Source organism: Nostoc sp. PCC 9305, assembly GCF_963920915.1.
GTDB lineage: Bacteria > Cyanobacteriota > Cyanobacteriia > Cyanobacteriales > Nostocaceae > Nostoc.
The window spans coordinates 1-11,369 of record NZ_CAWUDN010000097.1 but is presented as its reverse complement, the minus strand read 5'-3'; the positions used below and the strand labels follow the sequence as shown (position 1 = coordinate 11,369).

Sequence of the window (11,369 nt, the reverse complement as noted above, 5' to 3'; positions counted from 1 at the left end):
AATATGTTAAATTAACAACAGAAATACCAATTTAGTAGAACCCTTCTTCTAAAATTATGAAAGTTAGTTAAGCCATAAGCCCTGCGTTTAATAAGCTTAATCTTCTGATTAATTCCTTCTACGATACCTTGAGTAGTTCGGTGATCAAAATAAGCCAGAATTTCATCTATCCATCTACTGATGGTTCGACAACTTTTGGGGAAAAATTTATAAGCTGCTTGAGTCCATTCCAGGAATTTATCTAAGGCTTCATCACTGGTTATTGGACTTTCAAATATATCTCTAATTGCTTCTTTATTGCGATACATTTCTCCTAATTCTGGAGCAACTTCTCGGAGTAAATCTATCTGAGCTTGTTCCTCATGACTGAGGCATTCTTTTTTCTTTAACAAAGGGTATTTACTGTGAGTTAAGCCAGCTAATTTCTTTTCTCTTTCTTGGCGGTTTTTCATTTTATTAGCTGCTCTTTTTTCCTGTTTTCTTCTTTCGTCTAACTCCTGATTTATTTGTTTCATGACATGAAATCTATCCGCTACTACTTGAGCATTCGGTAGCATTTCTTGGATTAAACTTTTATAGGGTATCCATAAGTCTATGCTGACTTCTTCTATTTGATTCAATACCTCTGAACCTAGACTGGATAAGTATTCTGCAATAACTGTTTTATTTCTTTTCTCTAACAATGCTATCGGTCTTCTTGCCTCTAAATCTACTAATACTGCTGCATAATTCTTTCCTCCTTTTAATTGTGTGATTTCATCTATTCCTAGCTTTTTTATCTGATGGGGTTTTTCTTTTAGTAAATCTAACTCTAGTTCTTTTAATATTGTTTCTATCTCAGATGGTGTCATTGTATTTCTTCTAGCTGCACTCTCTACATCAGTTTCTAAGACTTCCTTGATTACTTTCATTGCTAGTCTTTTTGTGTAAGTTCTTCTAGTTTTTACAAAAGACAATTTTTCGCTAAAAACTTGATGACATTCTGTACATTTGAATTGACGACGATTTACTTTTAAAATTACTTGATAGTCACTCATTGGTATATCTCTGACCATATACCAATGATTTTGATGAGTTTTATTAGTTGTCTTTCCACAGTGAGGACACTGAGAAACTTTTGACTGATTTTGGATTTCAATTACGATTTCATCGTCGGTGATAAAATCGTAATTTACCACCTTGATATCTTCAATATTAATCAGTTTAGTAATAAAATGAAGTAGGGGATTAGAAGGCATATTTATTAAAATGATAATTTTATTTTCAATATTTATTGTCTTTTGTACTCTCAATTACTTCTGCATTTCCTTCCCAGCTTGGGTTATTGCCACCAATCACTGGTCATTATATTGAAATATATTTGATTTTTTCGTACTATTTTATCATAACTACTCTGGGAGAGCCTAAATTATTACTTGCTTTATCTATTGCTAATATTATCTGAGCATTCTGTGTCAGAACAGTTAATCTTGTCTCGCTCCATTCATTTTCATCTATATTTTCTGACTTAAGAGGTTCAATTAGAAGGCGTTGTTCTTGTAAATCTTGCAGTGTGACGACATCTTGTTCCACTAATTCACTGATGAATTTTAGGACTTTTTCTTGTATTGTTATTTCTCGATAAATTGTGTATTTTCGTTTTTCTAATTCTCTTCTAAGTGAGCCATTAATCCGAGAATCAAGAACTATCTTAGTGATTAATGACAACTGATCAACTTTGATGGGACTTAAATTTATAAGCTTGCTACCACTTCCCTCTAACTGAGCAGTTATATTTCCAACTGCTTTCTCAGTTCTAACTGGAGAGTCAGAATCAGCTAGCTCTATAAGTTTACTAAAGTATGCTTGCAATAACTCATTATGCTTACGAAGTTCATTGAGAAGTGAAAGCCGTTTTTTATCTTGTTCTGACAAGTTATTATAGGTATTAACAATTCCGTCAGCAGGTTTATTACCATTAACTTGTGCCCTATCTCTTCTGCTCTTTAATACTTGTTCAGATGTTGTCTTGATTTTAATCTGACCAGCAGTGTCTAATAGAGAATTAGTAGCTTCAGCAAAAACTTTTCCAGATTCGGCAAATTTTTTATACTCATCTGTAGACCTACAGCCACTTGTGAAAGTTGCTATAATCACTATTACTGTCAATGTTTTGTGAAAATTTTTCATCATAAGTATTTGACATTACAGTCTATAGGACCTCGTAAGGCGCGACCAATAAAGGCAGTAATAGAGGTAGATACGCCTGTAATCGTGCGTACTCCACTCTTGATTTCTTCTACGTAAACGCCTGGATAAGTTGGTTTTATGGGCATTGTTCGTTCTCTGATTAAGAATTAAAACCTACAAATTGACAAAATAGTCAACTTTTAAATAAAAAAATTAAGATAGATTGTAAATTTTAATATCAGTAATAAGTTATTTGAGCAAGTAAGCTAAATTCGTATTAGATATAACATTGCAACGAATTACTTTTAATATTAGTTGTCTTATCGGCTCTGAAACTCATAAAACTCATCCCATAACTCATAGTAAAACTCATGAAAAATAACATCTTTAAATAGGAATGGTACTAAAATAACTTATAACTAACAATACCTCTGCCAATTTACGAGGGTTCAACACCCGTAAAAACGGTATGAATACGTCCTAAAGAAGTAAGCTTGGCAAAAATCTGGGTTAATAAAATAGGCTCAGGCATTTCCGGAAGCATTTTTAACATTTCACAAACATATCGAAAACCACGATAATAAGCCTTAAGATCAATAATGCTCGAATCGAGATTGTGGTGGCGAAAATCAGCCAGAAGATGGTGGGATAAATTGACCATGAAAAATGCGTGTTTTAGCAGCATTAGTCACCGCAGTTTGGCTCAAGTTCATGAAATCTTCTAATCCCCAAAACTGCTTGGCATCTCGAAAGTTGAATTCGATTTGAAAGCGCAGTTTATAATAGTCAATTATTTTCTCAGATGACAATTTTAGGTCACTAGAAAAATAGAGCAAGTCATGAACAAAAAATGGGCTGCCAAACGAATCACAATAAATCTTGCATCAGCTGAAAGCGAAAAACTTGAAAAATATTGTGCAAGTACAGGTAGACCTGCAACTGATGTGATTCGGGAGTTGATTCGCTCTCTCTCCATAACCGAGTTGTCAGCATCGGAACAGCCTCAACCAGTGCCACAGTCGGTCGCCTCAAGCGGATAATAGGTGAATTCAAGCCTTATCAGACCTTGCTCAAAGCCTGACGACACAGAACACCCACCCAGAACAACCCACTGACTCGTAGAGTTTTTACGTCAATCCCCCTTAGTTGGAATCGCCGAATAACTCGACTTTAGCCGATAGAAAAACGATATATTATATAATATCAACCCTGTTGAAAATGAAACATTACAAAGAAAATATTCTGGAATTATGACTAAAGTAGAATTTACTATTTCCGTTCATTCTGTTAATAATACCATTAGAGAAGAGGCAGAAACTAAAGCCAAAGAAGCTTATGTGATGACTCTACTTAAATATGGAGAAATTAGCAGTGGTAAGGCTAGTCAATTACTAGGAATTCCTAGACTAGACGTAATAGATTTGATGTCTAAGCATGAAATATCCCTATTTGACGATAGTATGACTTTAGAGGAATTTCAGCAAGAAGTTAATCAAGCAAAAGTGAAATTACAAGGCAATAATCTATGATTGTTGTCTCAGATACAACCCCATTAAGTGAACTTTCTAAAGTTGGTAGATTAGACTTGCTTCAGGCTGTTTTTGGTAGAGTAATAATTCCTCAACAAGTCTATGCAGAATTAACAACGGGGAATCATCCCGCAGTTTTAGCTGTAAAATCAGCCTTATGGCTAGAAGTTCGTTCTATAAGTAATAACCAACTTATTGAACAACTACAATTAGAAACAGACTTAGATTTAGGAGAATGTTCGGCAATTATTTTGGCAGAAGAATTAAAAGCAGATCAACTTTTAATTGATGAAAAAGCTGGGAGAAAAGTTGCTATTAGTAGAGGCTTGCCAATTATTGGTTTAGTTGGAGTGATTATCTTAGCAAAAGAGCAAGGATTGATTGATAATGTCAAGAATATTTTAGATGATTTAATGAGTAAAGGAACAAGAATCAGCCCAAAAATTTATGATTATGCTCTGATTACAGCAAGAGAAATTTAAAACAATCTGGCAATGAACCTATCCCCAAGTGACTGGCTAGAAAATATCATCTAGTTACCAGACCGATAAGCCTGACGGCATGGCTACGCTTACCGCCTACAGTAGGACATGAGCTAATGGAGACGCTAGCGCGAACGGCGATCGCATATACGCACTCATCACCATTCATCCCGCAACCACTCTAACCCAATCCTCAAAGCTGCCTCTGCCGTGTAATAAATCTTTTGTTCCCCGAATATCCCACCCGTGCGGCTAATGATGCGAAACTGCCAGCAATGCCCTGGCGTGTAAAAAACCATTAGGATACTGCTGTTCACACAGAGTACCGTATAAACTTTCACTTGGGACATTGACTGCTGTTGTAGGTGTGATGATGTATTTTAATAAAAGAACTCAGGAGTCAGGAGTCAGAATTCAGAATGATTCCTGAACGAAAAATCAATGAGTAAAAGGGTTCAAATTCCCACTGTCTATACGGTGTCTACAATTGCTTAGGGTTTGAATCTCCAAGCGATTGTGATTCTGAATTCTGAATTCTGTCTTCTGACTTCTTCTTCAATTGTCTGCAATTTCTCACTCAATCAAACCCAAATGCCGGTGGAAAACTTCAACAGCATTCGCCACACCATCTTCATCCCTAATCTTCTGGCCTAACTCCTGGGCTTTCTTCCGCATCACCTCATCACCGAGAACTACTTCAATTGCTGCTGCTAAAGTTTTTTCTGATATCTTCTGGTACGGTATCGGTTGTGGGCTAACTCCCAACCGGGTCAGCTTTTCACCCCAAATCGGCTGGTCTGCAAAAAAGGGTACGGTAACTGATGGTGTCCCCGCACGTAACACTGCCGCCGTTGTACTAGCTCCTGCGTGATTTACTATTGCTGGCACTTGAGGAAATAACCAATCATGCGGAACTTCCTTGATCACAAACACTCGTAGCGAATCTTTTACATTTACTGTTGTTCCAATGCCCCCCCAGCCTGATAATATAATCCCGCCTTGACGTGTTTTCTTTAAGGCTTCCACAATGTAGTGTGTGAGATATTCTGGATTGGGCATCGTCATGCTGCCGAACCCAAAACACAAAGGTAATCTAGCGTGGCAAAACTAGCTAGAGCAAAAACTTAAACGTAGTAAATTCGTTATTATTGAAAATTTTGGTTTACCTATTTACGCCTATTTCAATCATGAAAAATCTACTCTAGCGAGTTTTACCACTCTAGAAGGTAATTGCTTTCGCCCAAGAAAATCCTCTAGTTCGATAGGTGGCTCGTATTCGGAGGCTTGGTCAATAAACCAGAAACCAGTCACATACGCCCAATGCGGCCAGTCACGAGGTTTTGGGATCACGTGCGAACTAAATCCATACAATACAGGGATTCGTGATACATTCGCCGGAGTCTTCTGTCTGAAGCGTCTGCCCAAATATGGTAGAGGCGGCAATTTCAAAGTTTCTGTTCTGAAGTGATTGAGCAATTGACGATATCTTTGCCAGTGCAAAAACTCTACTAGTAAGTAGCTGCCATAGTTGATTAATTTCTTTAGCGGGTTTTTAGTTATTTGAGCAAACCTCAAAAACCCAAACATTCCTGTAGGAGTCAACGGCAGAACTGATGCAAAAAAGCAGGGTACGCCTAATTTCTCTGCGATATGATATCCAAAGGTAGCTAACGGCGTGTAGATAATTACCTCGCTTCCAACACACGCACTCCAAGCTGATTCCAACTGTTCAAGTAAAAGCTTATCTCCTTCTTCTTTTTTCAACTTTTCTCCCGCAATCAATCGCTGCCCTTGTTTCGATTGTAAAAACTCTTCCATATTGCCAGCGATCGCCGCAAACTTTAAATCGAACTTCCTCACAAATGGTTCAAAGTTCTCATGGGTTGCTACGGTTACTTCATGCCCCGCACGCTTCAAGCCAATAGCCAAAGCGCAGTATGGTTGCAAATCTCCTCTTGAACCTACTGTTAGAATCGTAATTTTCAGTTTCCGGCTTGGTGCTATAGGTAAACTTTGACTCAAATGCTTTTTCAAAAATGAAAACTCCAGTATCTAAAAATTGTACTAATTCCCTGAGCCTCTGGGCGATAAACCAATACAGTTTAGATCAGCCTGCTTTTTCGTAACTATTCCTTTGCCTTCACAGAGGAACTTTCTTAACTGAACCACATTGACATTTGAAGCATTTATTTCCCACAAGCTAGTAGTCTGCCATCTGCCAAGGGAACAATGCAAAGGTGGTCAGCAGAGGAGCGGAGGAGCAGAGGGGCAGGGGGAAAAGACTTACTACTGCAAGTTTCTCCCCTGCTCCCCTGCTCCCTTGCTTACCTCCACGTAGCAATTTTGGGTTGGTACACTACTAGTTCCAAAACTTTGGAAAGGTGCTTGTGTAATCATGGATAACTGTTCGAGCCATAAAGGTCAAGAAATTGAGGCTTTAATTAAAGCAGCCGGAGCTAAACTAATTTATTTACCACCATATTCTCCTGATTTTTCACAAGCTTGAAAATTGTTAGTCAAAAATTAAGAGTATACTTCGTTCTCTTGGTTCCAGAAATTATCCAGACTTAGCTATAGCTATTGAAAGCGCCTTTAGTAAAGTCTCTCTAAATAATATCCGTGCTTGGTTTACTCATTGTTATTACCTCACCAGACTAGAAATTGCTATAAATTTAGCAATAAATAATATGAAGGTTATGAAAAGATTTTCCAGAAATATAGACATTTCAGTAAATATCCGTTATCTATAGGACTAGTATTTAATTTTTGAAATATACGTAGGGTGTGTTATGCCGTAGGCTAACGCACCAAAACCTTCGGATGGTGCGTTACAAAAGCCGTAACACACCCTACAAGACTACTAAGATTTTTTCAGAAATCAAATATGATTCCTATAGTTATTATCGGGTTATTTAGATATTTCCTATATTCAAGCTAAACATCCACGAGTAATAACCCACAACGAGGACATAAAGATTCCTTATTCTCTGCTCTGTAAAGTATTCCCTATTTTCAAGCTATTGAGGCTTACGCATTGACAAACCAACTAAACTGTGGGCTGTGGTTTTCTGGCATTCAAGCTTGATTTTTATACTCTTTTTCAGTGATGTCTAAGGTTTCTGAAACTAGTTGTTTTTGTGAATGCACACGTTCATGAATTTGTACAGTGCCTAAGACTTAGATAGTCGCAGATAATTGATAAGTTGCTACCTAAAAGCCAATCAAGGGGAAATTTTCAAATAAAAATTCATAACCCTTAAGGGTGATAAGAAAGAATATCAAAACATCGAGATTTGACAAATTTTTGTGTGCTTAAACAGCACTAGCTGCAACTTGATAACTTAATTTAATCGAAAAATTCAGATAGAAAGAGCTATGGCAAATATCATTGGAACCAACGGAAATGATACCCTATTGGGCACTAACAGCGCAGATACGATTAATGGGAAAGCAGGTAACGATACTATCACACCTAATTATGGCAACGACACTCTGACTGGTGGCGGTGGCAAGGATAAATTTATTTATAACTTGGACGATGGTACTGATACCATCAGCGATTTTGGTGGCATCGGTAAAGGAACAACCCCGACAGCAGGAATCATTGCCGAAGTAGATACCATCAAATTCCAGGGTACTAGCTTGATTGCCCGAAATCTGCTGCTGACCCAAAATGGTAACAATCTGGAAATTACCTTTGAAGGGATACCTGGTGCAAAAGTTATCCTCAAAGACTTCAAATTAGAAAACTTGGAGAACCTAAGAGCTTCTGGTACAACACCAGCTATAGGTAATATCCTATTTGATGGGCAAACTACTATCACTGACAGCTTTAATGTCCTTGATGCCAACTCCACTGATACTAGCCTGGGTATCAAGAACACTGTTACCTTTCTCAATGACCTCAACAACAATATTACGGGTTTAGACGATTCAGATGATGTTGTTAATGGTCAGTCCGGGAATGACAAAATCGATGGCAAAAGTGGCAACGATCTGCTACGAGGTGGTACAGGAAATGATACTCTCATTGGTGGTGCAGGCAATGACACTCTCAACGGTGGTGAAGGGGATGACTCCCTCGACGGTGGTAAAGGGAATAACTCACTCTACAGTGGTGAAGGCAATGATACTCTCAACGGTGGTGAAGGCAATGATGATCTCGACGGTGGAACTGGTAATGACCTGTTGAGGGGTGGTGCGGGCAATGACCTGTTGAGGGGTGGTAGGGAAAATGACACCCTTCTTGGTGGGACTGGCAACGATAACTTGAGTGTTGGTTCTTCAGATGTTGATTTTTTAGGAGGCAATCAGCTCCTCTCTGGGGATGATGGCAACGATACTCTCTTTGCCTCAGGTTATCAAGATACCCGCGGCAACGGGGACACCTCTTACGTCTTTGGCAACAACACCCTCAACGGTGGCGCTGGTGATGATTACTTGATTGCTAACTTTTTAAAAGGCAATAACCTGCTCAATGGTGGTGACGGCAACGATACGTTTTCCAATAACTACAGTGGCAATAGTACGATAGATGGAGGTAAAGGTGACGATTTGTTGTCCTATAACACCGATTATTACTATGGTACAGAGGCGGTCATAACGACATTCAATCCTACTACTAACATTGGCTTAATTACGGCGGGGACAAATCGGATTAGCTACAAAAATATCGAACGATTAGATATCTCGGGTACAGACTACGATGACAATCTTGTGGGGAGCAACGGCAACGATACGCTTATCGCAAGCAGTAGTGGCAATGATACTGTAAATGGGGGAATAGGTGACGATGTGTTGATCGTCAATGGCAGGTATGATACTGCGGGAATTACTTCAACAGATGGGGGAATAGGTGACGATGTGTTGATCGTCGATCACAGCAATGCTAACGGGGGAATTACAACAGCATTCAATCCTACCACTAACATTGCCTCAATTACGGCAGGCACGAGTCGGGTTAACTACAAGAATATCGAGCGATTAGATATCAAAGGTGGACTCTATAATGACAATATTGTAGGGAACAACGGGAATGATACGCTCGATCCGGGCAAGAGTGGCAATGATACTGTAGATGGGGGCAAAGGTGACGATTTGTTGAGGTTTTCTCCCTTCTTTGCTAGCGAGGGAATCACTTCAACATTCAATCCTACCACTAATACTGGCTCAATTACCGCAGGCACGAATCGGGTTAGCTATAAGAATATCGAGCGATTAGATATTACAGATACACAATACGATGACTTGATTGTGGGGAGCAGTGGCAACGATACGCTCACTACGCGAAGTGGCAATGATACTGTAGATGGGGGCAAAGGTGACGATTTGTTGAGGTTCGGTGCTAGCGAGGGAATCACTTCAACATTCAATGCTACCACTAATACTGGCTCAATTACCGCAGGCACGAATCGGGTTAGCTACAAGAATATCGAACGATTAGAGATCGCAGCTACAGAGTCCAATGACAATATTGTGGGGAGCAATGGCAACGATACGATAACAGGAAACTATACTTTCTATGTCGGGAGCCGTGAATCTTATGCGGTTGAGGTTATTAGTGGCAATGACACAATAGATGGGGGCGCAGGTGACGATTTGTTGATTGTCAATAATAGCGGTGATTCCCAGGGCAAGGGAATCACTTCGACATTCAATGCTATCACTAACGAAGGATCAATTACGGCTGGTACAAATCAGGTTAGCTACAAGAATATCGAGCGATTAGATATCTTCGCTACATTTTACAATGATTTGATTATAGGGGGCAATGAGAATGATACTCTCAATGGTGGTGGTGGCAATGATACCCTCAGAGGTGGCAACGGTAATGATAGCCTAATTGGAGGAGCTGATACTGATACCTTTGCTTTCAATAGTTTCAATGAAGGCATTGATAGAGTTTATGACTTCAACACTACTAATGAACTGATTCGGGTATCGGTTGCTGGCTTTGGTGGCGGGTTATCACCAGGTTCACTTTCAGCTAATCAGTTTACTATTGGAGCATCTGCATCCACTAGCACTCAGCGATTTATTTACAACGATGTTACAGGTGCATTGTTCTTTGATCAAGATGGCAGTGCCAACGTCTTTACTCAGGTACAATTTGCACAACTCTCTGCGGGGTTATCACTAAGCAAAAACAATTTTGTGGTTGTTTGATTGTAATTAGCACTCTATCACTCTAAGCAGACAGAATAGAAAATGGTTCGGATTGCAAGGTCTCTGAAATCGCAACTTGCATCCGATTCATCAATGCAAATTGCGATCGCATTCGCTATTCCAATTATAGAATCAGCGGCACTAGTAGTTCGCCAAGGAAACTTGGCGGGGTAAAGGCGAAGGTGGGGTACCCTCTGGGGATAAGGGGCGGGGGGAAAGGGTTTAAATCCCAAACCCAGTTCCCTTTCCCCTTTTCCAAAGATAATAGTTCTAACTGGGAGATGAAAGTCTACAATCGTCATAGCGAATAGAAAGCACACACAGATAATTAGTGCTATGGAACTAAAATAATAAAGCGGAGGATAAGCTATGAGCTGATATATTGATTCCACTGCTTTCTGACTCAGACCAAATATTGTCCATTTTTTGAATGTAGAGATTAATAAAAAGTAAATAGCAACATAAATAAAAAGAACTCTTATCTTGATATCAAATTTTCTTCTTTCTGACTTGATGACAAGTCGATTTGGTGTTGTTTCTAAAATTTTCAACATTTTGACTGATAATTTCTTCTTCAATCGTGTTCTGAATCAATAATTCGTGGGAAAAAATAACCATTACCTCTTGCTGTGATAATGAATTCTGGGTCGTTGGGGTCGGATTCTACCTTTGTCCGCAATCGTGAAATATGCACATCTACCACACGGGTGTCTGTATTCATTTCTGGTACAAAGCCCCACAATTGCTGTAATATTTCAACCCTTGAAAAAATCTTTCCCGAATGATTTACTAACAACTCTAATAAGCTAAACTCCACACCTGTCAACCGAATGCGTTGCTCATTTTTATGGACTTGCCGCTTACTTGTATCGATTTTCAGGTCGCCTGCATGAATTATAAGAGAGTTAGGAATAGTATTGATACTGGTTTTGTGGGAGCGCCGTTTTAGTACACAGGCAATTCGAGCTTCTAAGCTGTTACGCAGTTAGATTGTATAATATTAGATTAATTACTTAATCTAGTA

At 39.0% G+C, this 11,369-nt stretch carries 12 protein-coding genes and 2 pseudogenes; 6 read left to right on the top strand and 8 right to left on the bottom strand.

The window, feature by feature from the left end:
• Window positions 1–11 precede the first annotated feature (11 nt).
• The 4 genes and pseudogenes from ACM0OX_RS27730 to ACM0OX_RS27715 form a co-directional block, all read right to left on the bottom strand.
• Window positions 12–1,238, bottom strand: a complete 1,227-nt coding sequence (locus tag ACM0OX_RS27730; RefSeq protein ID WP_414518196.1) for an ISL3 family transposase — start codon at window positions 1,236–1,238, stop codon at window positions 12–14.
• A gap of 136 nt (window positions 1,239–1,374) precedes the next feature.
• Window positions 1,375–2,172, bottom strand: coding sequence for a hypothetical protein (locus ACM0OX_RS27725; RefSeq protein ID WP_414518195.1), 798 nt, complete (start codon window positions 2,170–2,172; stop codon window positions 1,375–1,377).
• Window positions 2,169–2,315, bottom strand: a complete 147-nt coding sequence (locus ACM0OX_RS27720) for a hypothetical protein (RefSeq protein WP_414518194.1) — start codon at window positions 2,313–2,315, stop codon at window positions 2,169–2,171. Before ACM0OX_RS27720 ends, ACM0OX_RS27725 begins: the two co-directional genes overlap by 4 nt.
• 293 nt (window positions 2,316–2,608) lie before the next feature.
• Window positions 2,609–2,999: pseudogene (locus ACM0OX_RS27715) on the bottom strand (transposase); the annotation flags it as partial.
• 9 nt (window positions 3,000–3,008) lie between these two features.
• Here ACM0OX_RS27715 and ACM0OX_RS27710 point away from each other — a divergent pair.
• The 3 genes from ACM0OX_RS27710 to ACM0OX_RS27700 all read left to right on the top strand — a co-directional run bounded on the left by ACM0OX_RS27710 (window position 3,009) and on the right by ACM0OX_RS27700 (window position 4,180).
• Complete coding sequence (locus tag ACM0OX_RS27710) at window positions 3,009–3,209, top strand: CopG family transcriptional regulator (RefSeq protein ID WP_414518193.1); 201 nt, start codon at window positions 3,009–3,011, stop codon at window positions 3,207–3,209.
• A gap of 210 nt (window positions 3,210–3,419) precedes the next feature.
• The gene (locus ACM0OX_RS27705; RefSeq protein ID WP_265277611.1) at window positions 3,420–3,698 is read left to right on the top strand and encodes a UPF0175 family protein; all 279 of its coding nucleotides are present in this window, start codon (window positions 3,420–3,422) and stop codon (window positions 3,696–3,698) included.
• Window positions 3,695–4,180 carry a DUF3368 domain-containing protein gene (locus tag ACM0OX_RS27700; RefSeq protein ID WP_414518192.1) on the top strand — a complete coding sequence of 162 codons (486 nt, stop codon included), beginning with the start codon at window positions 3,695–3,697 and terminating at the stop codon, window positions 4,178–4,180. The genes ACM0OX_RS27705 and ACM0OX_RS27700 overlap by 4 nt, the downstream gene beginning before the upstream one ends.
• 158 nt (window positions 4,181–4,338) lie before the next feature.
• Here ACM0OX_RS27700 and ACM0OX_RS27695 read toward each other — a convergent pair whose 3' ends face one another.
• From ACM0OX_RS27695 to ACM0OX_RS27685, 3 genes are all read right to left on the bottom strand, one after another.
• Window positions 4,339–4,479 carry a hypothetical protein gene (locus tag ACM0OX_RS27695; RefSeq protein WP_414518191.1) on the bottom strand — a complete coding sequence of 47 codons (141 nt, stop codon included), beginning with the start codon at window positions 4,477–4,479 and terminating at the stop codon, window positions 4,339–4,341.
• Window positions 4,480–4,753: 274 nt separating this feature from the next.
• Window positions 4,754–5,266 (bottom strand): glycosyltransferase, encoded by a 513-nt coding sequence (locus tag ACM0OX_RS27690; protein ID WP_414518189.1) that lies wholly within the window; start codon window positions 5,264–5,266, stop codon window positions 4,754–4,756.
• Window positions 5,267–5,365: 99 nt separating this feature from the next.
• Window positions 5,366–6,214, bottom strand: a complete 849-nt coding sequence (locus ACM0OX_RS27685) for a glycosyltransferase (RefSeq protein ID WP_414518187.1) — start codon at window positions 6,212–6,214, stop codon at window positions 5,366–5,368.
• A gap of 361 nt (window positions 6,215–6,575) precedes the next feature.
• Here ACM0OX_RS27685 and ACM0OX_RS27680 point away from each other — a divergent pair, with 361 nt between their 5' ends.
• From ACM0OX_RS27680 to ACM0OX_RS27670, 3 genes are all read left to right on the top strand, one after another.
• Entirely contained in the window at window positions 6,576–6,686 is a 111-nt protein-coding gene (locus tag ACM0OX_RS27680) for a transposase (protein WP_414518186.1), read from the top strand.
• Between the two features lie 869 nt (window positions 6,687–7,555).
• Entirely contained in the window at window positions 7,556–10,345 is a 2,790-nt protein-coding gene (locus tag ACM0OX_RS27675; protein ID WP_414518184.1) for a beta strand repeat-containing protein, read from the top strand.
• A gap of 42 nt (window positions 10,346–10,387) precedes the next feature.
• On the top strand, window positions 10,388–10,519 hold the full coding sequence (locus ACM0OX_RS27670) for a hypothetical protein (RefSeq protein WP_414518183.1): 132 nt from the start codon (window positions 10,388–10,390) through the stop codon (window positions 10,517–10,519).
• A gap of 400 nt (window positions 10,520–10,919) precedes the next feature.
• Here the strand turns inward: ACM0OX_RS27670 and ACM0OX_RS27665 are convergent.
• Window positions 10,920–11,318, bottom strand: a pseudogene (locus ACM0OX_RS27665) (winged helix-turn-helix domain-containing protein); the annotation flags it as partial.
• Window positions 11,319–11,369: the final 51 nt, after the last annotated feature.

Excerpts from the sequence above, each read along its gene's own strand:
- ACM0OX_RS27720 (WP_414518194.1), bottom strand. The coding sequence starts at position 2,315 with ATGCCCATAAAACCAACTTATCCAGGCGTTTACGTAGAAGAAATCAAG.
- ACM0OX_RS27730 (WP_414518196.1), bottom strand. The coding sequence starts at position 1,238 with ATGCCTTCTAATCCCCTACTTCATTTTATTACTAAACTGATTAATATT.
- ACM0OX_RS27670 (WP_414518183.1), top strand. The coding sequence starts at position 10,388 with ATGGTTCGGATTGCAAGGTCTCTGAAATCGCAACTTGCATCCGATTCA.
- ACM0OX_RS27705 (WP_265277611.1), top strand. The coding sequence starts at position 3,420 with ATGACTAAAGTAGAATTTACTATTTCCGTTCATTCTGTTAATAATACC.
- ACM0OX_RS27675 (WP_414518184.1), top strand. The coding sequence starts at position 7,556 with ATGGCAAATATCATTGGAACCAACGGAAATGATACCCTATTGGGCACT.
- ACM0OX_RS27695 (WP_414518191.1), bottom strand. The coding sequence starts at position 4,479 with ATGGTTTTTTACACGCCAGGGCATTGCTGGCAGTTTCGCATCATTAGC.
- ACM0OX_RS27710 (WP_414518193.1), top strand. The coding sequence starts at position 3,009 with ATGAACAAAAAATGGGCTGCCAAACGAATCACAATAAATCTTGCATCA.
- ACM0OX_RS27680 (WP_414518186.1), top strand. The coding sequence starts at position 6,576 with ATGGATAACTGTTCGAGCCATAAAGGTCAAGAAATTGAGGCTTTAATT.
- ACM0OX_RS27725 (WP_414518195.1), bottom strand. The coding sequence starts at position 2,172 with ATGATGAAAAATTTTCACAAAACATTGACAGTAATAGTGATTATAGCA.
- ACM0OX_RS27700 (WP_414518192.1), top strand. The coding sequence starts at position 3,695 with ATGATTGTTGTCTCAGATACAACCCCATTAAGTGAACTTTCTAAAGTT.